This window comes from Clostridium sartagoforme, assembly GCF_004794105.1.
Classification (GTDB): Bacteria; Bacillota; Clostridia; order Clostridiales; family Clostridiaceae; genus Clostridium; species Clostridium sartagoforme_B.
The window spans coordinates 1-24,299 of the sequence record NZ_SRYR01000002.1; the positions used below are offsets into that span (position 1 = coordinate 1).

18 protein-coding genes, 3 tRNA genes and 2 riboswitches are annotated in these 24,299 nt (G+C 29.0%); of the genes, 16 read left to right on the top strand and 5 right to left on the bottom strand.

Annotated features, from left to right (window positions below):
* Positions 1-5: 5 nt before the first annotated feature.
* The 4 genes from E5347_RS06970 to E5347_RS06985 all read left to right on the top strand — a co-directional run bounded on the left by E5347_RS06970 (position 6) and on the right by E5347_RS06985 (position 2,964).
* Positions 6-80, top strand: a tRNA-Thr gene (locus tag E5347_RS06970).
* 7 nt (positions 81-87) lie between these two features.
* Positions 88-172 (top strand) — tRNA-Tyr (locus E5347_RS06975).
* Between the two features lie 141 nt (positions 173-313).
* Positions 314-418: riboswitch (SAM riboswitch) on the top strand.
* Positions 419-673: 255 nt separating this feature from the next.
* Positions 674-1,849, top strand: coding sequence for a methionine adenosyltransferase (gene metK / locus E5347_RS06980; RefSeq protein ID WP_136005881.1), 1,176 nt, complete (start codon positions 674-676; stop codon positions 1,847-1,849).
* Between the two features lie 308 nt (positions 1,850-2,157).
* Positions 2,158-2,964 carry a class I SAM-dependent methyltransferase gene (locus E5347_RS06985; protein ID WP_136005883.1) on the top strand — a complete coding sequence of 269 codons (807 nt, stop codon included), beginning with the start codon at positions 2,158-2,160 and terminating at the stop codon, positions 2,962-2,964.
* Between the two features lie 59 nt (positions 2,965-3,023).
* On the opposite strand, the gene nagA is transcribed toward E5347_RS06985, so the two are convergent.
* The gene (gene nagA / locus E5347_RS06990; protein WP_136005885.1) at positions 3,024-4,154 is read right to left on the bottom strand and encodes an N-acetylglucosamine-6-phosphate deacetylase; all 1,131 of its coding nucleotides are present in this window, start codon (positions 4,152-4,154) and stop codon (positions 3,024-3,026) included.
* Positions 4,155-4,291: 137 nt separating this feature from the next.
* On the opposite strand from nagA, the gene recD2 reads away from it, so the two are divergent.
* From recD2 to prfB, 6 genes are all read left to right on the top strand, one after another.
* A complete protein-coding gene (recD2, locus tag E5347_RS06995) occupies positions 4,292-6,523 on the top strand; it encodes an SF1B family DNA helicase RecD2 (RefSeq protein WP_136005887.1) in 2,232 nt (743 codons plus the stop codon).
* Positions 6,524-6,533: 10 nt separating this feature from the next.
* Positions 6,534-7,550, top strand: a complete 1,017-nt coding sequence (locus tag E5347_RS07000) for a hypothetical protein (RefSeq protein WP_136005889.1) — start codon at positions 6,534-6,536, stop codon at positions 7,548-7,550.
* Positions 7,523-8,167, top strand: coding sequence for a ComF family protein (locus E5347_RS07005; protein WP_136005890.1), 645 nt, complete (start codon positions 7,523-7,525; stop codon positions 8,165-8,167). Before E5347_RS07000 ends, E5347_RS07005 begins: the two co-directional genes overlap by 28 nt.
* A 451-nt stretch (positions 8,168-8,618) precedes the next feature.
* Positions 8,619-9,155, top strand: a complete 537-nt coding sequence (gene hpf, locus E5347_RS07010; protein WP_136005892.1) for a ribosome hibernation-promoting factor, HPF/YfiA family — start codon at positions 8,619-8,621, stop codon at positions 9,153-9,155.
* 180 nt (positions 9,156-9,335) lie between these two features.
* Positions 9,336-11,849 (top strand): preprotein translocase subunit SecA, encoded by a 2,514-nt coding sequence (secA, locus tag E5347_RS07015; RefSeq protein WP_136005893.1) that lies wholly within the window; start codon positions 9,336-9,338, stop codon positions 11,847-11,849.
* A 247-nt stretch (positions 11,850-12,096) separates the two neighbouring features.
* A protein-coding gene (prfB, locus tag E5347_RS07020; protein WP_136005894.1) for a peptide chain release factor 2 occupies positions 12,097-13,198 on the top strand; the annotation gives its coding sequence in 2 pieces (ribosomal slippage) (positions 12,097-12,174 and positions 12,176-13,198; 1,101 coding nt in all).
* A gap of 82 nt (positions 13,199-13,280) precedes the next feature.
* Here prfB and E5347_RS07025 read toward each other — a convergent pair.
* The gene (locus E5347_RS07025) at positions 13,281-14,642 is read right to left on the bottom strand and encodes a M28 family metallopeptidase (RefSeq protein ID WP_136005896.1); all 1,362 of its coding nucleotides are present in this window, start codon (positions 14,640-14,642) and stop codon (positions 13,281-13,283) included.
* A gap of 767 nt (positions 14,643-15,409) precedes the next feature.
* Here E5347_RS07025 and E5347_RS07030 point away from each other — a divergent pair.
* The 4 genes from E5347_RS07030 to E5347_RS07045 all read left to right on the top strand — a co-directional run bounded on the left by E5347_RS07030 (position 15,410) and on the right by E5347_RS07045 (position 20,785).
* Entirely contained in the window at positions 15,410-17,569 is a 2,160-nt protein-coding gene (locus tag E5347_RS07030; RefSeq protein WP_136005897.1) for a Tex family protein, read from the top strand.
* Positions 17,570-17,832: 263 nt separating this feature from the next.
* Positions 17,833-17,951: riboswitch (FMN riboswitch) on the top strand.
* A 200-nt stretch (positions 17,952-18,151) separates the two neighbouring features.
* A complete protein-coding gene (locus E5347_RS07035; RefSeq protein ID WP_136005899.1) occupies positions 18,152-18,754 on the top strand; it encodes an ECF transporter S component in 603 nt (200 codons plus the stop codon).
* 200 nt (positions 18,755-18,954) lie between these two features.
* Positions 18,955-19,368, top strand: a complete 414-nt coding sequence (locus E5347_RS07040) for a MarR family winged helix-turn-helix transcriptional regulator (protein ID WP_136005900.1) — start codon at positions 18,955-18,957, stop codon at positions 19,366-19,368.
* 10 nt (positions 19,369-19,378) lie between these two features.
* The gene (locus E5347_RS07045; protein ID WP_136005902.1) at positions 19,379-20,785 is read left to right on the top strand and encodes an MATE family efflux transporter; all 1,407 of its coding nucleotides are present in this window, start codon (positions 19,379-19,381) and stop codon (positions 20,783-20,785) included.
* A gap of 333 nt (positions 20,786-21,118) precedes the next feature.
* On the opposite strand, the gene rimI is transcribed toward E5347_RS07045, so the two are convergent.
* From rimI to tsaE, 3 genes are all read right to left on the bottom strand, one after another.
* A complete protein-coding gene (gene rimI, locus E5347_RS07050) occupies positions 21,119-21,565 on the bottom strand; it encodes a ribosomal protein S18-alanine N-acetyltransferase (protein ID WP_136005903.1) in 447 nt (148 codons plus the stop codon).
* Positions 21,549-22,265 carry a tRNA (adenosine(37)-N6)-threonylcarbamoyltransferase complex dimerization subunit type 1 TsaB gene (gene tsaB / locus E5347_RS07055; protein WP_136005905.1) on the bottom strand — a complete coding sequence of 239 codons (717 nt, stop codon included), beginning with the start codon at positions 22,263-22,265 and terminating at the stop codon, positions 21,549-21,551. Before tsaB ends, rimI begins: the two co-directional genes overlap by 17 nt.
* A 64-nt stretch (positions 22,266-22,329) precedes the next feature.
* Positions 22,330-22,794 carry a tRNA (adenosine(37)-N6)-threonylcarbamoyltransferase complex ATPase subunit type 1 TsaE gene (gene tsaE, locus E5347_RS07060; RefSeq protein WP_136005907.1) on the bottom strand — a complete coding sequence of 155 codons (465 nt, stop codon included), beginning with the start codon at positions 22,792-22,794 and terminating at the stop codon, positions 22,330-22,332.
* A 413-nt stretch (positions 22,795-23,207) separates the two neighbouring features.
* Here tsaE and E5347_RS07065 point away from each other — a divergent pair, with 413 nt between their 5' ends.
* Together E5347_RS07065 and E5347_RS07070 are read left to right on the top strand one after the other, a co-directional pair.
* Positions 23,208-24,071: a metal ABC transporter substrate-binding protein gene (locus E5347_RS07065; protein ID WP_136005908.1), complete on the top strand. Its 864-nt coding sequence runs from the start codon at positions 23,208-23,210 to the stop codon at positions 24,069-24,071.
* A 54-nt stretch (positions 24,072-24,125) separates the two neighbouring features.
* Positions 24,126-24,201 (top strand) — tRNA-Trp (locus E5347_RS07070).
* Positions 24,202-24,299 lie beyond the last annotated feature (98 nt).

A 24,299-nucleotide genomic window follows, 5' to 3' on the forward strand; every position in this document is an offset into this window, starting at 1 on the left:
AATATGCTGGCATGGCTCAACGGTAGAGCAGCTGACTTGTAATCAGCAGGTTGTAGGTTCGATTCCTATTGCCAGCTCCATAAATAAGGGGGAGTTCCCGAGTGGCCAAAGGGGGCAGACTGTAAATCTGTTACGTTTCGTTTCGATGGTTCGAATCCGTCCTCCCCCACCACAAAGACAAGGTTACTTGTCTTTTTTTATTGTCTTTGAAATTATAAAAGGATCATCACTATTAATGCGCAAGAAAATTACCTTTTATTATTGACTATTAATATTAGAGATGATATACTTTGTAAGTAAAATTTGATATTAGTTCTTATCAAGAGAGGTGGAGGGAAAAGGGCCCTGTGAAACCCGGCAACCTGCTTCATTAAGTTGAGTGTGGTGCCAATTCCAGCAAGTTTTTGCAAGATAAGAAAGATTAAGATTTTGTATCTCTTCTTATCGAGGAGATTTTTTTTATTCTTAAAGAAATTTTATTTTAAATAATATTACGGATAACTATAAATATTTTATCAATTAGGAATATTATTTTCTAAAGAATAAAAAATAAAAATACGTAATGAAAGCTATTAGAACTAGATACGTAAAAATCTATGACTTAAAGTCTCATGGAAGATTTTTTATAAAATAGCCTAGAATTAATATCAAAAAAATGAAAGGAGATATTAATATGAAAAGATTATTTACTTCAGAATCAGTTACAGAAGGACATCCAGATAAAATTTGTGACCAAATTTCAGATGCAGTATTAGATAGTATATTAGCTAAGGACCCATCAGCTAGAGTTGCTTGTGAAACAGCTGTAACAACAGGAATGGTTTTAGTTATGGGAGAAATATCTACTAATTGTTATGTGGATATTCCAAAGTTAGTTAGAGAAACAGTTAAAGGAATTGGCTATGATAGAGCTAAATATGGATTTGACTGTGAAACTTGTTCTGTATTAACTTCAATTGATGAGCAATCAAGTGATATAGCAATGGGTGTTGATGAAGCTTTAGAATCAAGAGCAGGCGAAAAGGATGATGTTGAAGCAGTTGGAGCAGGAGACCAAGGAATGATGTTTGGTTTTGCAACTAATGAAACAGAAGAATTTATGCCATTACCAATAGCTATGGCTCATAAGTTATCAAGAAAGTTATCAGAAGTTAGAAAGAATGGTACTTTACCTTATTTAAGACCGGATGGTAAGACTCAAGTTACAGTTGAGTATGATGATAATAAGGTTGTTAGAATCGATGCTATAGTAATATCTACTCAACATGGCGAAAATGTTACTCAAGAACAAATCAGAGAAGATTTAATGAAATATGTAATAAAAGAAGTTGTACCGGCTGAATTATTAGATGAAAACACTAAGTATTATATAAATCCAACTGGAAGATTCGTAGTTGGTGGACCACAAGGAGATAGTGGTTTAACAGGAAGAAAGATTATTGTTGACACTTACGGTGGATATGGAAGACACGGTGGTGGAGCTTTCTCAGGAAAAGATCCAACTAAGGTTGATAGATCAGCAGCATATGCAGCTAGATGGGTAGCTAAGAACTTAGTTGCGGCAGGAGTTGCTGATAAGTTAGAAATTCAATTAGCTTATGCTATTGGAGTTGCTAAACCAGTATCAATCGAAGTAGAAACTTTTGGAACAGGTAAGAAATCAGAAGAAGAAATAGTTGCTATAGTAGAAAAGGTATTTGACTTAAGACCAGGTGCTATAATTAGAGACTTAGAATTAAGAAGACCTATATACAAGCAAACAGCAGCTTATGGACACTTTGGAAGAAACGACTTAAACTTACCTTGGGAACAATTAAACAAGGTAGAAGAAATAAAGAAATTCCTTTAAATTGCAAATATAACGGCGATAAATAGAATATGCTCCATAAGATAAATGGCTACAAAAAGAAGTTCTAGCCATATGCTTATTTCACATATTCTATTTATCTTTGTAACTATATCACAATTTAAATATCTAAATAGCATATGAATGAAGTAGAGGCCGCTAGTTTAAACTAGTGGTCTTTTTTGTGTAGATAATAATAGAGTTTACTAAGTTAGATTGATTTGTAGTAATAATTACAAATATATTACATAATAAGTAAATTAAAGGAGGTGGTTAATGATATAATATTTATAAAAAGGGGGAGATTGATTATGGGAGAAAATTTGCAGGTTAATGCTGATAGGTTTATGGGGTTTGCAGATCTGTATGATAGTGCTAGACCTAAATGTCCTGAAAAGGTTAAAGAAATAATATTAAAATACATGGGTAGTAAACCATCTCTTGTTGTAGATATAGGGTGTGGTACAGGGCTTTCGACAAGGATTTGGAGCGATATAAGTAGGAAAGTTATAGGAATAGAGCCAAGCCCTGATATGATTGAAATAGCAAGAGAAAAGTCATTAGGATTAGATAATGTGACGTTTATTTCTGCATTTTCAGATAATACTGGTTTAGAAAGTAATTCTGTAGATATAATTACAGCTTCTCAATCCTTTCACTGGATGAATCCAGAAACTACTTTGCAAGAATCAGATAGATTATTAAAGAATGGAGGAGTCTTTGCTGTTTATGATTGTGATTGGCCACCAGTATGTAACTGGGAAGCAGAATTTGAATATAATAAGCTTTTTGAAAAAGTAAATGAAGTTGAATTAAAGTATTTAGAGGCTAATAAAAAGTTTATTAAATGGAGTAAAGATAATCATTTATCTAATATAGAGAAAAGTGAACATTTCAGATATGTAAGAGAAATAGTATTTTCCAATACTGAACTATGTGATGCTAGAAGATTTATTACAATTGCTTTGAGCCAAGGAGGACTACAATCTATTATTAAATCAAATATAGATGAAATTAATTCTAATTTAAATTCTTTTGAAAAAAGAATTCTAGATATTTTTGGTGAGGATAAATTTGAAGTAGATTTTTGCTATCGTATGAGGATAGCTGTTAAGTAAGTGAAATATAGATAAAAAAGGAGCTGTCGCACAATGGCGACAGCTCCTTTTAATAATTTCTATACTAAAACTTTTCCGCCTACTATTACCTTCTTAATATTAATTTCATCATCAAATAATAATAAGTCTGCATCATAGCCTTCTTTAATTAATCCTTTTCTATCTGCAACTTTACAGTGTTTAGCAGGATTGTAAGCAGCCATTTTAACAGCTTCATGTAGAGGAAGACCTACATTTTTATAAACGTTTTTAACTGCCTTATCTAAAGTTAAAATTGATCCAGCAAGACTTCCGCTTAATAATCTAGCAGCACCATCTTTAACTTCAACATCTTGACCGCCTAAAGCATACATACCATCAGGCATTGCACAAGCCATCATAGCATCTGTTACTAATAAAACTTTATCAGGAGTCTTTTGGTTATATGCTATTCTAAGTGATGGATAAGACACGTGAATACCATCTGAAATTGTTTCAGTAGTAATTTCACTATCAAATATAGCTCCAACTACTCCAGGCTCTCTGTGAGCAAATGGAGTCATAGCATTAAATAGATGAGTTGAGTGACCACATCCACATTCAATTCCTTCCATTGCTTCAGCATAAGTGGCTCTAGTATGACCTATTGAGCAAACTACACCTCTTTTAGATAATTCTTTTATTAATTCCTTAGCACCTGGTACTTCTGGAGCAATAGTAATAGATACTACAGCATCTTCAGCATCTCCGACCATAGCAGTGTAGTTTTCAAGAGTTGGAGGAATTAAGAAGTTTGGATTTTGAGCACCAATCGCTTTAGGATTGATAAATGGTCCTTCTAAGTGTGCACCTAAAACTATAGCACCATCAGTTCCGTTTTCTTTAGCTTCTTTAATAACATCCATTGATTTTTTAATATCTTCTACAGCAACAGTCATAGTAGTTGGTGTAAAAGCAGTAGTCCCATGCTTAACTATTACCTTTGAAATTTCATTAATAGCTTCAAAAGTTCCATCCATAGTGTCGTGGCCACCAGCACCGTGTATATGGACATCGATAAATCCAGGTGATAAATATAAGCCTTCAGCATCTATAACTTCTGTATCATCATAGCTACTTGGGTTAATTGCTTTAATTTTGTTGTTTTCAATTAACACATTTCCTTTTTCAATTTTGTCTAAGTAAATTATATTACAATTTTTAATTAACATATAATTACACCTCCATTATTTACTATTTTTATTATATCACATTAAAATTGTATAATCTTTATTATGTATTACTCAATATATATTATATAATAAAAATAGGAGTATTAAAAATATAATTAAGGTTTGGAGTAGATAATATGGCAGAATATTTAAATGGAATAGTTGAAGCTATTGTATTTAAAAGTGAAGATACGGGTTATGTAGTTTCTAAAATAAACTTAGAAAAAGAAATTATTAATGCTGTTGGGATAGTTCCTTTTATGAAGGAAGGCCAAAATGTTAAATTAAAAGGTGAATGGGTAATTCATAAACAATTTGGTAAACAATTTAATATAGAAGAGTATGAAGAAATTTTACCTGATTCCATAAAAGGAATAGAAAGATATCTATCAACAGGAATTGTTAAAGGAATAGGCCCTATTACTGCTAAAAGATTAGTTGAAAGATTTAAAGAAAAAACATTAGAAGTTTTAGATAATGATATAGATAAGATTAAAGGTGTGGAAGGTATAGGACAGAAAAAGTTTGAGATAATTAAAGAGTCCTATAATGAACAAAGGGAACTAAAAGATATTATACTCTATTTTCAAGGACATGGAATGACTACTAATCAGTGTATTAAGGTTTATAAAGCTTTTGGAGCTAATGCGAGAGATATAGTAGCTAACAATCCATATATACTATCTGATGAAATAACAGGGATTGGCTTTATAACCGCTGATAGAATAGCTAAAAGCATAGGAATTGAGCCTACCTCTCAATTTAGAATACAGAGTGGAATAATATATATTTTAAATCAGTTTTCTTCCTCAGGTAACACATATATGCCTAAGGATGAATTAGTTAAAGAAACTATAAAATTACTAGGAGCTACTAATGAATTAGTAGATGGTGCTTTATATAATTTAACTGTAGATTCTAGGGTTAAGGTGGAAAAGATAGATGGAGTAGAATCTGTATTTGCTCTTCCATATTATTATTGTGAACTAGGAGTTACTAATAGAATAATAACTTTAAGTTTAGAAAATTTCAGAAGTATAAACGCAGATGTAGAGTTTGAAGTTGGAGTTTTTGAAAAAAAGAATAATATGAAGTTTGCAGATTCACAAAAGGAAGCCATAGTAGGTGCTTTTGAGAATGGTATAGAAATAATTACTGGAGGACCAGGAACGGGTAAGACAACAATTATAAAAGCGATAATAGAAATATATGAAAATAATAATATGAAGGTTGTACTAGGAGCTCCTACAGGAAGAGCAGCAAAAAGGATGAGTGAATCAACTGGAAGAGAAGCTAAAACTATACATAGGTTATTAGAAATGGGTGTCAATGATGATGGAAAATCCTATTATAAAAGGGGAGAGAATGAACCTTTAGAGGCTGATGTTATTATAATAGACGAGGCATCTATGATAGATGTAATGCTTATGAATAGTTTATTAAAGGCAATTAAGCTTGGAACTAGATTAATAATAGTTGGAGATGTAGATCAATTACCATCAGTTGGTGCAGGAAATGTATTAAAGGATTTAATTGAAAGTAACTTTATAAAAGTAGTTAGATTAAGAGATATATTTAGACAAGGACAAGAAAGTCTTATTGTTGTAAATGCTCATAAGATAAATAATGGAGAAATGCCAGTGTTAAATAGGAGAGATGGAGATTTCTTCTTTGAAAATAAAGAGGATGTAAATGAAATACTTAGAACTATTATCGATTTAATTAATAGAAGGCTTCCTAATTATAATAAGAAATGGGATAACTTTAGAGATATTCAGATTTTAACACCTACTAGAAAAGGAGTCCTTGGAGTTCAAAATTTAAATAATCAGTTACAAGAAGTGTTGAACCCTAAAGCTAAGCATAAAAAAGAGAAAGAATTAAAAGAAGTTATTTTTAGAGAAGGCGATAAAGTAATGCAAACTAAAAATAATTATTCTCTTAAGTGGGTTAGAATTAATGGCGATGGAGATAATGAAGGTGTAGGTGTTTTCAATGGAGACATGGGATATATTGAAAGCATAAATGATGAAGAAAAAAATATTACTGTAATCTTTGATGATGAAAGACGAGTAGTGTATGACTATGTTTATTTAGATGAATTGGAACTAGCTTATGCAATTACTATTCATAAAAGTCAAGGTAGTGAATTTAAAGTTATAATTACTCCAGCATTTATGGGATCACCATTTCTTATGAACAAGAATTTATTGTATACAGCAATAACTAGAGCTAAGGAGCTGGTAGTAGTTGTTGGGCTTCCAAAGGCGTTACAATATATGGTTACTAATACGCGAAGCGTTGAAAGATACTCTTCTCTTAAAAATAGAATTTTAGATATTACTGATAGTGAAGTATTGAGCGAATAGGAGATTTTCCATGTTAGAGGATAATAGGATAACTAATTTAAAAGAATTTAATTATTGTACATCTAAAATTAATAAATGGTATAACAAGCAATCGAAACTTTTAACTATAGTAACTAATCCATATAATACACCATTAATTTTTCTAAATATTATAGAAGATACTTTATTAGCAGGAAAGAAAATACTTTATGTTCATAATTGTAATAAATATAATAAAGAAATAGTTAATGGATTAAAGCAAAAAAGCAGTATAAGATATTCTAATAATCATAAAGATAGTGAGAGTAATATAGACTTTATTGATTTTAAATCAGTAAAGGATGTAAGAGGGGCATATGATTTATGCATAATAGATGATATTAGCTGTTACTCAAATATTTCTAAAGAAATAATAAGAGAGTATATCGAGAACTTATACTTATTTTCAAAGAGGATAATAGTATATTCTATTGAAAGAATAGTAAATATGGGAATGACATTTCAGATTTCAGATTTAATTAGAAATGAGATTTTTGTAGAGCCAAGAATAATTACTACAAGAGTAAGGTTAGATGAAGATATGCCATATACTTTATATGATTATTTAATGTGGTTTAAAAGCAATAATAGAAAAGTGATAATATATGTACCTAACGAGGAAAAAATAGAGAAGTTATATAATTATTATACAAAAGAGCTGGAAATTGATGATGTACAAGTGATGAAACATTTTAAGAAAAATTCTACTATAGAGCTAGAAAATATCTATAAGTACAAAAATAGTGTATTTATAATAACTAATGATATTAGAGAGTATTCTATTAAAGAAGGTAATATAGATATAGTGATATTATTCTCAGAAGATAAAATATATACTTATAAAAGAATATTATATTTTTGTGCGGATGTAGGAAAATATATGAAGGATAAAAAGTATGGGGAAGTGCTACTAGTAGGGAGAGAAATAACTGAAGATATGGATATAGCTAAGGAAATGGCAAGGGGTTATAATAAGAAAATATGGGAAAAGGGATTATTAAATTATTAAATGAGATTAAGGAAGAAATTTTAGATATAATATATCCGCCTATAAGTAAGTGTATTGTATGTGATGCTGAATTTATAGGTATATGCCCTATTTGCAATACTAGTATAAAGAGATGTATTAGAGATGGAAATATAATTTCATATGGATATTATAAGGGAGCACTAAAGAAGCTTTTACTTGAATTTAAATATAAGAAAAATTTTACTGCAGGTAGGGTGCTAGCAGACTATATTTATAAATTAATTAAGGAAAATAATATAGATGCAGAAGCTATATTATTTATACCTAGTAGTAAAAAAGCATTAAAAGAAAGAGGATTTAACCAGTGTGAATTTTTAGCAAAAGAAATAAGCAGAAAATTAGAAATAAAAATATATAGAGATATAATTAAAGCTAAAAATATAAAAGAACAAAAAACATTATCAAAAGAAGATAGGATGAAAAATGTAAAAGATGCCTTTAAAATTAGAGATAGAAACAATGTTAAAGGAAAGAAAATAATTTTATTAGATGATATTGTAACTACTGGTGCCACTATATTTGAATGTGAAAAAATATTAAAAGAAGCTGGAGCAGCTTCAATAAATATATTGACAGTTGCCAAAAGTTTTATATAATAATATAGTAAAGATTAGGTCTGTGGATGAAAGTCGATGCTAGTCGCAGGCAAAACGATCCACGTAAGTTAGGAAAAATTCCTTATGAGCATGGTGCGGTATAGAAGTAAGTCCTACCAAAAATTTTGAGAGGGTTAGTAGTGAGGGGGTAATTCCTAGTAGCAAAAGCTCCAGTAGGCGAGTGTGGGGGCAAAATCCAGGTCAGCTAGCTTTACAACTAGTAGCTATTAGTATTCTAATGGCTATTTTTTATTGTCTAAATTAATATTTACAAAATTTAAAATAAATATTTTTATTAATTTAATGAAAAGTGTAACAAAATAATTTTAAACAGATAACGTATGGATATATTATCCTTGATTTAAACGATTACTTAATGGTATAATATAAATATAACAAAGTGTTTCTACTAATTAACTTTAAGAAGCATATTGAGAGGGGATGAACTTTTATGAGAGTTTCAGTAATAGCAAAAAATACGACAGCAACACCAGCACTAAAGGATATGGTGGAGAAGAAGTTATCTAAGGTCGATAGATACTTTAATCCTGAAGTAGAAGCTAAGGCTACATTATCAGTTCAAAAAAATAAGCAAAAGGTGGAAATCACTATACCATTTAATGGAGTTGTTCTAAGGGCTGAAGAAGCTACAGATGATATGTATAAGTCTATAGATTTAGTAGTAGCTAAATTAGAAAGACGAATAAGAAAACAAAAAACAAAGTTATCTAGAAGAAATAATGAATCATTAAGATTCAAAACATTTGATGAAGTTGCTGTTGAAGATGAATTAATCGAGGAAAATGGTAAGGTTGTTAAGACTAAGAAATTTGGTATTAAACCTATGTCAGTAGAAGAGGCAATACTTCAAATGGAATTAGTAGGACATAATTTCTTTGTATTCCAAGACGCAGATGAAAATAAAATAGCTGTAGTATATAAAAGGAAAGACGGAGATTATGGTTTGTTAGAACCTGACTATATATAAAAAATCATTGTAAATTCAATATATAACTAAAAAGGAAGTGCAATGCACTTCCTTTTTAGTTATAATTTTATTAATATGTAACATATTTGTTGAATTAATTGTTAATAAAATGGTATAATTTATTAATGAAAATCGAAAACTTTTAATTATTTAAAATATAATATTGGAAGGAAAAGAAGAATGGGATTTTTAGAAAAGCTATTTGGCACATACAGTGAGAGAGAAGTAAAGAAATTAGAAAAAATTGCAGATAAAATAGAAGCCTTAGATTCAAGCATGCAAAAGCTTACTGATGAAGAATTAACAGCTAAGACTTTTGAATTTAAGGAAAGGCTAAAAAATGGAGAAACTTTAGATGATATACTACCAGAAGCATTTGCAGTATGTAGAGAAGCTTCATCAAGAGTTCTTGGTATGAAACACTATAGAGTTCAATTAATTGGGGGTATGGTACTACACCAAGGTAGAATCGCTGAAATGAAAACAGGGGAAGGTAAGACTTTAGTTGCAACTCTTCCTTTATACTTAAATGCATTAACAGGAGAAGGTGTTCACTTAATTACTGTTAATGATTATCTTGCTAAAAGAGACGTTGAGTGGATGGGACAATTATATAATTTCCTAGGCTTAACTACAGGATGCATAGTTCATGGGTTAAAGTCAGATGAGAGAAGAGCAGCTTATGCAGCAGATATAACATATGGAACTAACAATGAGTTTGGTTTTGATTACTTAAGAGATAATATGGTAATTTACAAAGAAGAAAAAGTTCAAAGAAAACTGAACTTTGCAGTAGTTGACGAAGTTGACTCTATTCTTATTGATGAAGCTAGAACACCATTAATTATTTCTGGAGCAGGAGAAAAATCTACTAAATTCTATAATGTAGCAGATAACTTTGTTAAACAATTATTAGCTGATGAAGACTATACTATAGATGAAAAAGCTAAATCAGTAATGCTTACTGATGCAGGTGTAGCTAAGGCAGAAAGAGCATTTGGAATAGATAACTATGCTGATGCAGATCACTTAGAATTACAACACTATATAACTCAAGCTCTTAAAGCTAACTATGGAATGAAAATAGATAAGGATTATATGGTTAAGGATGGCCAAGTAATTATAGTAGATGAGTTTACAGGAAGACTTATGGAAGGTAGAAGATATTCTGATGGTCTTCACCAAGCAATAGAAGCCAAAGAAGGAGTTAAGATTGAAAGAGAGTCTAAGACTTTAGCAACTATTACATTCCAAAACTATTTCAGAATGTATCAAAAGCTTTCTGGTATGACAGGTACTGCTTTAACTGAAGAAAATGAATTTAGAGAAATTTATGCATTAGACGTTATAGTTGTACCAACAAATAGAGATATAGCTAGAATAGATCAGAGTGATTTAATCTACAAAAATACTAAGGGAAAATATAATGCTATTATTGAAGATATAATAGAATGTAATAAAAAAGGTCAACCGGTGTTAGTTGGTACTGTAAGTATTGAAAAATCAGAATACTTATCTGCACTTCTTAAGAAGAGGGGAATTAAGCATCAAGTATTAAATGCTAAATACCATGAACAAGAAGCAGAAATCATATCTCATGCTGGTGAGTTAGGTAGTGTTACAATTGCTACTAATATGGCTGGTAGAGGTACAGATATTAAGCTTGGAGAAGGTGTTAAAGAAGCTGGTGGTCTTAAGATAATTGGTACTGAAAGACATGAATCAAGAAGAATAGATAACCAATTAAGAGGTAGATCTGGTCGTCAAGGTGATGCTGGTGAATCAGTATTCTATATATCATTAGAAGATGACCTAATGAGAATTTTCGGATCTGAAAAAATACAAGGCTTAATGGATAAGCTAGGATTAGAAGAAGACGAAGCTATAGATCATAAAATGGTAAGTAAAGCTATTGAAAATGCTCAAAAGAAGGTTGAAGGAAATAACTTTGATATCAGAAAGAACCTTATTGGTTATGATGATGTTATGAATATGCAAAGAGAAGTTATATACAAACAAAGATCTGAAGTACTTGAAGGTAAGGACTTAAGAGAGCAAATTCAAGGTATGATTAAGGAATTAGTTTCAGATGCTGTTAAGGGACATTTAGAAAATGTTAATGAAAACTTTGAAGCTGAAATTGAAAAATTACTTAGATACTTAGAAGATATTTGTCTTCCTCATAATTCATTAAAGGTAGAAGAATTAATAGATTTATCAAATGATCAAATAATTGATAAAATAATAGATATACTAAATACTGCATACCATGCAAAAGAAGAAGAGTTTGGTGAAGAACACTTTAGAGAAGTAGAAAGAGTAATACTTCTTAGAGTAGTTGACCAAAAATGGATGGATCATATAGATAATATGGATCATTTAAAGCAAGGTATAGGACTTAGAGCTTATAAGCAAATGGATCCAATTCAAGCTTACCAAATGGAAGGTAGTGCTATGTTTGAGGAAATGATAGAAGGAATTAAGATAGATACACTTAAGTTCTTATTCCATATCCAAATTCAAAAGCCAGTTGAAAGAGAAAGAGTAGCTGAAGAAACTTCTGCTAGTCATGGTGGAGATGAAGGAGAAGCTAAAAATCAAACAGTTAGAAATGAACCTAAAGTAGGAAGAAATGATCCATGCCCATGTGGAAGTGGAAAGAAATATAAAAACTGTTGTGGAAGAGAAGTATAGTAATTAGGCTGCCTTAGGGCAGCCTAATTACAATTAACAAGTGTCAATTAACAATTAAGGAAGTAATTTGTTCCAAATTACAATAAAAGAAATTCAGATTTCTGAATTTCAACAACAATTGTTAACTGTTAATTGCTAACTGATAATTGTTAAAATTTTAAATAAAAGAAATTCAGCTTGCTGGATTTCAACAATAATTGTTAACTGTTAATTGTTAACTGTTAACTGTAAAAAAGGTGTGATAAAAATGATAATTAAGTTAGAAGCAGAATTAGCGAAGCTTAATGATATTAACAAATTCATAGAAGAAATGAGGGCTTCTCTTTGACAAGGAAGCACTGGTAAAGCAAGTGGAAGAGTTAGATCTTCAAATGCAAGAGTCTGGATTCTGGGATGATATAAAAAGAGCAGAAGAAGTGACTAAGGAAAGTAAAAGAATAAAAGATAAGATAGATAGATTTGATTCGTTAGTTACTAGAGTTGAAGATGTAGAAGTGTTAGGAGAATTAATAGATGAAGATGATGAAGAATCTATTAATGAGATGATAAGGGAAATAAGAGCTATAGAAAAAGATGTAGAAGAATATAGAATAGAGCTTCTATTATCAGGTGAATATGATAGAAATGATGCTATAGTAACATTACATGCTGGAGTAGGTGGAAGTGATGCAAATGACTGGACCGAAATGTTACTTAGAATGTATACTAGATGGTGTGAAAAGAAGGGCTTTAGTGTTGAAACTATAGATTATTTAGAAGGCGATGAAGCTGGAATCAAAAGTGTAACATTAAAGGTAAAAGGAGAATTTGCATATGGCTATTTAAAGGCTGAAAAAGGTGTTCATAGATTAGTTAGAATATCTCCTTTTAATGCAAATGGTAAAAGGCAAACTTCCTTTGCTTCTGTAGAAGTATTACCTGAATTAACTAAGGATCAAGATATAGATATAAGAAGTGATGATTTAAAAGTAGATACCTATAGAGCAAGTGGAGCTGGTGGTCAGCATGTTAATAAAACTGAATCAGCTATTAGAATAACTCATATACCAACTGGTATAGTTGTTCAATGTCAAAGTGAAAGAAGTCAGTTTTCAAACAAAGAAACAGCTATGGGAATGTTAAAATCAAAGCTTATTGAACTTAAAGAAAGAGCTCATAAAGAAAAAATAGAAGACTTAACTGGTGAACTTAAAGATATGGGATGGGGAAGTCAAATAAGATCTTATGTATTCCATCCATATAATATGGTTAAAGACCATAGAACAGGAGAAGAAACTGCAAACTTAAATGCAGTTATGAATGGAGAAATAGATAACTTTATAACAGCTTACTTAAAAGAAAATAATTAGTAAATAGGATGTATCTACAATGGATACATCCTATTTTTATGAGTTAAAACTATTTGATTAAAACAAATTAATAAGTAATTATCTATATTTTGTTTGTTTTTCTCCTTTTAATATAGGATACAATTGGAGAAGAAACTACAAAAGCAAATAATATAGAAAAGATAAATAATGAAGTTTTTCCATAGAAGAACTTAGTTATTACTCCATAAGAAGAGTTAAATATCTTTTCTTCAATTACACTATAAGCGTTATTGATAGCATTTGTACTTATAAATTCTACCTTATCATTAGGGGTATGAATTTTAGTTAAATCACTATGCGAAAAGCTTAGTGCATCAATACCTAAATCATTAAAACTTGCATGATCACTAGAGTTTTCATAAGAAACTGCTGTTTCTACATTTTTATCTTTAGCTATTTTTTCTATTGAATCAAGTAATTTAGATTCCTTATCTTTAGCTGAAGCTCCTAGCATTAGTGTTAGGGGATAGCCATCACTACCAATCATATCAAAATTAATTACTTCACCATCTTTAATCTTATCTAAATTCTTTTCAGCAAAGTCTTTAGAACCTAAAAGACCAAATTCTTCAGCATTTAAAGCTACAAATATTATATCTCTTTTTGGTTTTCCGTAAGTTGATAATGCTCTTTCTATTTCTAATAAAAATGAAGTTCCTGAAGCATTATCTAAGGCTCCATAATAAGTATTCTTTAAGGCGTCAGCTCCTAAGTGATCATAGTGAGCAGTTAAGATTAAAGGTGGCAATTTATTTGAACTTCCCTTAATCACTCCAACTATATTATATATTTCTTTTTCTTCAACTGAGAAAGGAATATTAATAGCAACTTCAGCACCATCCCTAATAGAATCTAATATTTTGTTATAAGTTTTTGTATTTATTAATACCATCATGTCATAAGGGAAGGTAGATATAAATGAACTTCTAAAAGAAAAGTCATCTTTAGGAGATAGATAAAATAAGCAAGTTCCTTCAGAAGTTACAACTTCAATATAACTAGAAAAAACATTTATTTTATCTTCTGAACTAAAAGTAAAATTAGTTTTTCTAAAGTTAATCATATCTTCTTTAAAGTCTACTCCATATTTTAAAGATTCGGAGTAACCATCATCATAAGAAAATTTTAAGTAAGGAGAAGTATTATTATTCACAGGAGATAATACTTTAAAGCCTTCCTTATATTCATCATTTAGTGGAATTAATTTATTATCAGTAAAGTTCTTTTTTATTATTTCTCCAACTAGTGTGTTTTCATTACTGCCAGCTAATCTACCTTTATACGTATCAGAAGAAAATAAGGTTATATTTTCTTTTACATTATCAGCATTAAAAGGTGAGTATGTAAAATTTGAAAATAATGATAAAGCTAATAATATAAAGGTTGAAACAAGACATGAGTAATAGATAATTTTCTTTCTCATAAAAATACCTCAAATAATAGTTATACTTAATACTATTATTTAAGGCATTAAAATATGAAAAAATATAATTAAGAGGTGCTAGGCTCTTTTATAAACAAGGTCTATAAATCCATGTATTAAAGAGAATAATATACATATATAAATAAACATATTTATTTGATTAGAAAGTATTGAAAAAATTCCTCCAACTATAAAGCTAAATAAAATTATACAATTTATAAATTTGGATAATCCAGATTTACTAATTATTATTTCTTTTGTTGAAGATATAAGAATTAAAATTAGAGTTAAAAAGTATAACATATATTTAATAGTTGTAGAAAATTCAATAATATAATACTGATTTAATATTAAAGAGATAATAAAGAATACTAGGAGGATATTAATAATTTTATTTATAACTGTATAAAGCTTATTCATATAATCACCTAATTGTAAATATTTTACAATTATTATAACCCTAAATTAACATAATATCAAGACAGTTATTTGATATTAGCAATAAAATGCGTAGCATTTTATTAATGAAAGAATGAAAAAATTAAAAAATTAAAGAATGCCTAAAAAATCCTTACAGATTTTTTAAAGGAAATCTTTAAAACAAAAGATGTTTTGCATTGCTAAACATCTTCTTTCATTTTTTCATTTTTTCATTCTCTTAATTTTTTCATTTTAAAATGCTTCGCATTTTATTACCAATGTTGTAGATTATTGATTAAAACATATATATAATGAGTTTAGACATATTTTATAGGAGGTAAAAAAATTTGGTTGATATAGTTGGAAGGTTATCTGAGGAGCTTAAAATAAGTATAACTCAGGTTAATAATGTAATTGGACTACTTGATGATGGAAATACTGTACCCTTTATATCTAGGTATAGAAAAGAGCAAACTGGAGCTTTAAGTGATGAAGTTTTAAGAAAGTTTCAAGAAAGGCTTATTTACTTAAGAAATCTAAAGGAAAGAAAAGAAGATGTATTAAGACTTATTGATGAGCAAGGAAAGCTAACAGAAGAAATAGAAAAATCACTAGAAAGAGCAGTTACTTTAACAGAAGTAGAAGATATTTATAGACCTTATAAGCAAAAAAAGAGAACAAGAGCAACTATAGCTTTAGAAAAAGGATTAAAACCTCTTGCAGAATTAATTTTAGGTGGCTCTTATAAAGGTGACTTAAAGGTAGAAGCATCTAAATACATAGATGAGGAAAAAGGAGTTTCTTCAGAGGAAGAGGCTATAAATGGAGCACTAGATATAATTGCAGAAGAAATCTCAGACGAAGCTAGTTATAGAAAGTGGATAAGAGCCTTAGTATTTAGAGAAGGAAAAATTGAAACTAAGGGTGGAAGTGAAGAACATACACCTTATGAAATGTATTATGAATATAGTGAAGATGTTGGAAGAATACCTCCTCATAGAATTCTTGCTATAAATAGAGGAGAAAAAGAAAAAATACTTCAAGTTAAAATAACTATTAATGAAGATAAATTAATAACATTTTTAGAAAATAAGATATTAAAAGGAAACAATATAACTGATGAATATCTAAGATTATCAATTAAGGATTCCTTAAAAAGACTTATATATCCATCTATTGAAAGAGAAGTTAGAAATGAACTTACTGATATAGGGGAAGAGGGAGCAATAAAAATATTTAAAGAAAACTTAAAAGCATTATTAATGCAACCTCCAATAAAGGGAAAAGTAGTTTTAGGATATGATCCAGGATTTAGAACTGGATGTAAGATCGCAGTTTTAGATAGTACAGGAAGATTCTTAGAAAATACTACTGTATATCCTACAGCACCTCAAAATAAAGTTAAGGAAGCTAAGGAAGTACTTAAATCATTAATTAAGAAGCATAATGTAGAAGTTATATCTTTAGGAAATGGTACAGCTTCTAGAGAATCAGAAGAAGTAATTTCAGAAGTTATTTCTGAATTAAGAAAAGAAGATGGTAGGGAAATATCTTATGTAATAGTATCTGAGGCAGGGGCATCTGTTTACTCAGCATCTGAATTAGGAACTAAGGAATACCCTGATTTAGATGTTACAGTAAGAGGAGCTATTTCTATAGGTAGAAGACTTCAAGATCCTTTAGCTGAACTAGTTAAAATTGATCCTAAATCTTTAGGGGTAGGTCAATATCAACATGATGTGGCTGCAAAGAAGTTAGATGAATCATTAACAGGGGTAGTAGAAGACTCTGTTAATAAAGTTGGAGTTGATTTAAATACAGCAACACCATCATTACTAAATTATATTTCTGGTATAAATGCAAGTATAGCAAATAATATAGTTATGTATAGAGATGAAGTAGGCGGATTCAAAAGTAGAAAGGAACTGCTTAAGGTAAAGAGACTTGGACAAAAGGCTTATGAGCAATGTGCAGGGTTCTTAAGAGTTATGGAAAGTAGTGAACCTTTAGATAATACTTCTGTTCACCCTGAATCATATGAAGTTGCAAGAAACCTTTTAGCGTTACTTGGATATACTAAGAATGATTTAAAAAATAACAATATTAAAGATATTGAAGAAAGAGTTAATGAAAAAGGAATTAAAAATATAGCAGAAAAGTTACAAGTTGGAGAGTTAACTTTATCTGATATTATAAAAGAAATAAAAAAGCCAGGTAGAGACTTAAGAGAAGATATGCCAAAGCCTATATTAAAGACTGGTGTAATAGACTTAAAAGATTTAAGTGAAGGCATGGTACTTATGGGAACAGTAAGAAATGTTTCTGATTTTGGAGCCTTTGTAGATATTGGAGTTCACCAAGATGGGTTAGTTCATAAAAGTCAAATGGCAGATAGGTTTGTTAGGCATCCTTTAGATATAGTTAAGGTTGGAGACATAGTTCAGGTTAGAATTTTAGAAGTAGATAGTAAGAGAAATAGAATATCCTTATCTATGAAAGGAATATAAGTTGTAATTAAGTTTTTAGGTTTTATGAAGTTTTATTCGTGTTGAAAATAATTAATATATGAAGTTATCTAAACAACTTATATTTAAATTAAAAAATTGATTCTTTCAATTTAGATAATTTACTAAAGAATCATTTTTAATTTATAATGATATAAAACTATGGATGCAGATTATTAATTGAAAAATATATATAAAAGAAAAAGATTGTTAAAAATATGCTTGTCAAATAAAAAAAATAAGCATATAATAAAAGTATAAAAATAATTTATCTTCAGGGCGGGGCGTAATTCCCCACCGGCGGTAAAGCCCGCGAGCTAATTTTTTAGCATGATTCGGTGAAACTCCGAGGCCGACAGTATAGTCTGGATGAAAGAAGGTAAGGCGTTAGATATTGCTTGATTTATTTTAATTTTGCAAATCTTATTTCTTATGAATTTATTGCCCTGATGTTAATTTACATCAGGGTTTTTTATTATTTTTAAAACATAAGAAATAATAGAGATTATAACTAATTTCGTTAAAATAATATCATTTAATATTTAACTATTGCCCCAGAGGATAGCTTTTGGGAGGAGAAATAAAATGAATTATCAAAATCAAAAAAACCTAAACAAATTTATTAAAATTTCACTTTTAAGTGCTATTGCAGTAATGCTAATGTACTTTGATTTTCCAATACCTTTTCTACCATTTCCATGGTTAAAGATTGACTTAAGCGATATTCCAGCACTTATGGGTGGATTTGCTTTTGGTCCTGTTGCAGGAGTATTGATAGAATTATTAAAGAACTTACTTATTTTAATAGTAAAGGGAACTGGAACTGGCTTTGTTGGAGAAATGGCTAACTTTATTATAGGAGCATCATTAGTTTTCCCAGCAGCTTGGATATATCATAAAAATAAGAGTAAGAAAACAGCATTCCTTGGAATGTTAGTAGGAAGTTTATCTATGCAAGTAATAGGAATAATTGCTAATGTATATTTCTTGTTACCAGCTTACGGTATGAAAATGGCACCTAATGAAATTGTAAATTATGTTACTGCAGGGCTACTTCCGTTTAATGGAGTAAAAGCTATAATGGTCTGTGGTATAACATATGTGGTATATAAGAAGGTTGCAAGTATAATTTTCGATGTAGATTCAAATTTTGATAGTGTAAAGAAGGGCAAGTTAAGCTCTATATAGATATAAATAAAAGCTACGATAGTTATAATTTTTTATAACTATCGTAGCTTTTTAAAATTCACATAATACAGATTAATTACCACTATATAACTTTTATTGAAAATAATTATCAAATACCCGGAAAGTTTAGTTGTATATGCAACTAAAAGTGATATAATAGAATAGTTAAATATAAATTAATTAAAATTAGGAGAGTAACCTTGGATAACTATAAATGTGAGAACATAGCTAAATATGTATCTGAAATACAAAGAAAAGGAAATATATTTTTCTTAAAAGAACTATCCCATCTTGGTCTAGGATATGGACAATTTAATTTTTTAATGGAGCTTTATAGGCAAGATGGAGTAAGGCAAGAGGATTTAACCTTAAAACTTAATATAGACAAGGGCACTACAGCTAGGGCTATAAAGAAGTTAGAAGCTGAAGGTTTTATAATTAAGAAAGAAGATAAAGATGATAAGAGAGCTTATAGAATATTTATAACTGATAAGGGAATTCATCATAGAGATGCAATATATAAAGTTGCAAAAGAGTGGGAAAATAATCTTACTAAGAATTTAACAAAAGAAGAAAAAGAAACAATGATATCATTATTAAAAAAGTGTATATAAGGAGGATTTAATGAGTCATCAGGAATTATTAGGAAAAGAGAAAATAGGGAAGTTATTATTAAAATATTCAGTACCAGCCATTATTGGGATGTTAGTTAATGCGTTATATAACGTTGTAGATAGAATTTTTATAGGTAATATACCTGGAGTAGGATCTTTAGCTATAACTGGAGTTGGAGTAACCCTTCCAATAACTACTATAATATTAGGATTTTCTATGCTAGTTGGGGTTGGAGCAACAACTACAATATCTATTAGGCTGGGGCAAGGAAGAAGAGAAGAGGCAGAAAAAGTAATAGGAAATGCAATTACATTGTCTGCGATAATTGCAATAGTTTTAACTATAATTGGATTAGTATTTGGAGAGTTAATATTAAGTAAATTTGGTGCTAGTGAAAGTACTATGCAATATGCAAAAGATTATATTTACATAATATTAATTGGTAATATATTTAATATGGTAGCTTTTGCTTTAAATAACACTATAAGAGGTGATGGTAATCCAAAGCTTGCAGCTACTATTATGATAATTGGATGTCTAACTAATATAGTATTAGATGCAGTTTTAATTTTTGTATTTAATCTAGGAATACAAGGAGCTGCTATAGCAACTGTAATTTCACAGTTAATTACTGCAGTAATAGGTTTAAGATATTATGTTAGTGGTAAATCTAATTTAAAGTTTGTAAAATCAACTCTTAAATTAGATAAGGCTATAGTTTCAAAAATTTTAGCTATTGGAGCTGCGCCTTTTGCTATGCAAATTGCAGCAAGCTTAGTGCAAGTAATAGCAAATAATGTTTTAAGAACTTATGGAACAGATATAGCAATTGGAGCTATGGCAACTATATCATCAGTTAGTTTAATGTGTTTAATGCCTATATTTGGAATAAATCAAGGTGCACAACCTATAATAGGTTTTAACTATGGAGCAAAGCAAATAGATAGAGCTCAAAAGGCCTATAAGATATCATTAATAGTTGCAACAATAATATTATGTGTAGCATTTGTACTAGTTCAAAGCTTCCCAGAAATGATTATAGGAATATTTAATAAAGATCCAAAGTTTATGGATATTTCAGTTAAGGGATTAAGAATTTACTTATTAATGTTACCAATAGTAGGAATATCAATTACAGGATCAAACTATATTCAATCTATAGGTGAAGCAAAAATAGCAATGTTCTTAAGTCTGCTTAGACAAGTTATTTTACTAATACCATTTATATTAATACTTCCAAGATTATTTAACCTTGGAGTTAATGGGGTTTGGATAGCTCAGCCACTAAGTGATGTTATTTCATCTGTAATTACAGTAGCTATATTAGTAAAGACTATGAGAAGTACGAGTTCTGAAAAAGTAGAGGACGAAGATGTTGAAATAGATATGGTAAATAGGATCAAAGATATTTCATAAGAAGTAGCATTTTGCAAAGCAAAATAATGAAAGAATTAAGAAATGAAGGAATGAAAAAAATTCTATAAAAAGAAGGAGATTTTGTATAGCAAAATCTCCTTCTTTGATTCTTTAATTTATTCATATTAAATTTAGCTTTGTGATTATATTCAAATTTTATGACACTTAATCAACAATAATTCCTGAAATTCAGTTCGTCTGAATTTCTTCCTTCAGTATCCTTGCAGTTACAAGATTAAATTATTCAAGGAGTCTTTAACATATTGTGAGTAGGTCGACTTGGGCTTGCAAGGTCAACAGAGTAAAATATGTTAAAGACTCCTATGGAATTAATCAGACTTTCTTGCTCATTAAAATAGCATTTTCCTTATTATCCTCATAATAATTTTTTCTAATACCATCAATGATAAAGTCAAAACTTTTATAAAGATTTTGAGCTTTTATATTAGACTCTCTAACTTCAAGAGTTATGGTATTACATTTTAAGTTTTTACAAAGGTTTATAAGATATTCTAGTAAGCTTTTTCCTATACCTAATCTTCTATAATCTTTGTGAACAGCAATATTAGTAATATCACCTTCTCCAGCTACTATCCATATTCCTACAAAACCAACAACAATATTTAAATCTATATCCCTTGCAACTATGTATTTAGCTAAAGGGTTAGACACTTCACTTTTTATAGAATTTAAGCTCCAAGGTATAGAAAAAGAGTCTTTTGAAATATTATAAATTCCATCAACATCCTCTTCTTTAATTAAATTATAGACTATTTTCATTTTTTAAAGCCAGCCTCTTTTCTAATTCTCTTTGAGCTTGAGGTTTCTTTAAGTAAAAAGGTGATGAATTTAAATCATCTTGCTCACCATTTAAAAGTTTTTTCATACCTAATTCTCCAAGGGAAGATGCTCTTATTATACTTAAATGTATTGGTGCAAATATAGCATTAGGTAGGTTTTCCATAATATATTCCTTATGTTTATTTACAGCATCACCAGTAAATATAACTTTTTCATTTTTTTCTTTTAGTAAAGCTACTAATTCCTCAATTTCTAGAGCAGAATAATCTATTAGATTTTCTAAGTTACCATTTTCACCTTTATATAAGCATGTATATACGCTATTTCTTAAAGCATCCATCATGGGACATATGATTCCATCAAAATTAACAAGTGAATGTGCTAGAGCATCTAAGCTAGATATGCTTATATAAGGTTTATTTGAACCTAAGCTAAGACCCTTAATAGTAGCCATACCAATTCTTAATCCTGTAAAGGAACCAGGTCCTTTAGAAACTGCAAATCCATCAATATCATCAATATCTAAATCGGAATCCTTTAATAGCTTATCAACTATATCCATTATTAATGTAGAATGTTCTAATTTGTTATTTAGTGTGTATTCAGCAATTAAGTTATTATCATCTAATATAGCAACAGTAGCAACTTTTGAAGCTGAATCAATACTTAAAATTTTCATTATATTAACTCCTTTGAGTAAAATTCAAACTAAATATTGTGCAAAAGCACATTATTTTAAAAGTTTATTTTGATGAGAGGCTTTTTATATAATCATATCTTTCTCCATAAGGAGTAATAGTGATTTTTCTGTAGTCCTCACCATTAGATAAATCTTTTTCAATTAATATATGAAGATAATCACTAGGCAAAATTTCTTCTATATAGTTTGCCCATTCAATTATCGATACACCATTAGAAAATATATAATCATCAAAGCCTATAGCATAAATTTCATCAGGATCACTTACTCTATACACATCAAAATGATATAGTTTAAGTCTGCCAGAATCATATTCATTTACTATAGTAAAGGTTGGGCTTGTTATATGGTCATCAATACCTAAACCTTTAGCTATTCCCTTAGTTATATGGGTTTTTCCGGTACCTAAATCTCCAGTAAGACAAACTATATCACCAGAATTTAAAAGTTTACCTATAGAAAAGCCTAACTCAGTAGTTTCTTCTACATTTTTAACTAAAAACTGCATAAAATATCTCCTTTCTTAATATCCTATAATATATTCTATCAAATTAAATGAAAAAATAAAGAAAAATAATTATATAAGGTATAGTAAAGGATATTTGTGCATGGTAAAATATGTTTATACATAAATTTAATTAATATGTAATGGATTTGTAATTCTTTTTAAGAGATGATAAGATATTATAATATATAAGTTGAAATAAAGTTTCTTTAGCTTATTACCTTATACTTTATATGTGAAATATGTTAATTAGAGAGATATATAATCAACTTATATAAAAATTAAAAAAATATATGATTTCAATTAATAAGATTTACTTTAAAATAATTTTTGTACTTATAATTCTATAAGTTTTAAAATATATATTACTAATTGAAACATATATAAGCAAAGAAAATTCCTTGGAGGAACTGGTAATGAAGAAATTAACTTATATTTTAGTTATTTTTACTTCTATTTTATTTTTAGGATTAACTTTTTCCTATAATCCTTTAATGGCAAATACAACAGATGAACTTGATGAAAAGAAAGAGATATATTTAAACATATTAACAGTAAATAAAGACATATATGATATGACTAAACTAATAGTCGGTGAAAAACATAATGTAGAGTACTTATTTAAAAATGAAAAAGAAATGACTGCATTTAAAGTTACTGACGCAGTTTTAAATAACATTAATAATAAAGATTTACTTTTATATAATGGCTTGGGATATGAAAGTTGGATTAATGATATTTCTAATAATATTAGAGGTTCAGATCTTGGAGTAATAAATTTAAGTAGAGGAATAAGACCTTTAAGCTATGAATTATTACAAAGCGGACAAGAAAATCCATATTATTTACTAGGATTTAGTGAATATAAAATTGCCTTATATAATATAAAGATGGCTATGCAAGAAAGAGATATAGAAAATAGAAGTTACTATGAAGAAAATTATAATAACGTAATTAAGGAAATAGATAAATTTTCAGCTAAGTCAAAGGAAGAAATAAAAGGTTATAAAGACTATACTATAATTACTAATACAGATAAGTTCGATTACTTATTTAGAGATCTTGGTATTTATATAACAAAAGTTAAGGATAGTAATGATTTAGCATATTTGAATGACCCTTCGAAGGTTATATTCTTCTATGATGAAGCTTTAGAAGATATAAATAACTTAAAGAGTGAAATTAAGAATGAGTATAAATATATTGGATTAAGTTTAGATAATAGTGAAAATGTTTTAAAATCAAATGTCAACAAGATAATTGAAGCAATAAAAAAATAGAATTTATAGTGTTGACATTTGTAAAAACATAATATATAATAACAATTGTTGCGAAGGGGTATAGCTCAATTGGTAGAGTAGCGGTCTCCAAAACCGTTGGTTGTGGGTTCGATTCCTACTGCCCCTGCCAAAAAGACATAGTATTTAATCTATGTCTTTTTTTTATGCAGAAAATTAAATTTCTCAGTTAATAATAGAGGTCTATTAATATAGTTTATTGATAACGAT

Coding starts and splice junctions, on each gene's coding strand:
- metK (WP_136005881.1), top strand. CDS start 674: ATGAAAAGATTATTTACTTCAGAATCAGTTACAGAAGGACATCCAGAT.
- E5347_RS06985 (WP_136005883.1), top strand. CDS start 2,158: ATGGGAGAAAATTTGCAGGTTAATGCTGATAGGTTTATGGGGTTTGCA.
- nagA (WP_136005885.1), bottom strand. CDS start 4,154: ATGTTAATTAAAAATTGTAATATAATTTACTTAGACAAAATTGAAAAA.
- recD2 (WP_136005887.1), top strand. CDS start 4,292: ATGGCAGAATATTTAAATGGAATAGTTGAAGCTATTGTATTTAAAAGT.
- E5347_RS07000 (WP_136005889.1), top strand. CDS start 6,534: ATGTTAGAGGATAATAGGATAACTAATTTAAAAGAATTTAATTATTGT.
- E5347_RS07005 (WP_136005890.1), top strand. CDS start 7,523: ATGGGAAAAGGGATTATTAAATTATTAAATGAGATTAAGGAAGAAATT.
- hpf (WP_136005892.1), top strand. CDS start 8,619: ATGAGAGTTTCAGTAATAGCAAAAAATACGACAGCAACACCAGCACTA.
- secA (WP_136005893.1), top strand. CDS start 9,336: ATGGGATTTTTAGAAAAGCTATTTGGCACATACAGTGAGAGAGAAGTA.
- E5347_RS07025 (WP_136005896.1), bottom strand. CDS start 14,642: ATGAGAAAGAAAATTATCTATTACTCATGTCTTGTTTCAACCTTTATA.
- E5347_RS07035 (WP_136005899.1), top strand. CDS start 18,152: ATGAATTATCAAAATCAAAAAAACCTAAACAAATTTATTAAAATTTCA.
- E5347_RS07045 (WP_136005902.1), top strand. CDS start 19,379: ATGAGTCATCAGGAATTATTAGGAAAAGAGAAAATAGGGAAGTTATTA.
- rimI (WP_136005903.1), bottom strand. CDS start 21,565: ATGAAAATAGTCTATAATTTAATTAAAGAAGAGGATGTTGATGGAATT.
- tsaB (WP_136005905.1), bottom strand. CDS start 22,265: ATGAAAATTTTAAGTATTGATTCAGCTTCAAAAGTTGCTACTGTTGCT.
- tsaE (WP_136005907.1), bottom strand. CDS start 22,794: ATGCAGTTTTTAGTTAAAAATGTAGAAGAAACTACTGAGTTAGGCTTT.
- E5347_RS07065 (WP_136005908.1), top strand. CDS start 23,208: ATGAAGAAATTAACTTATATTTTAGTTATTTTTACTTCTATTTTATTT.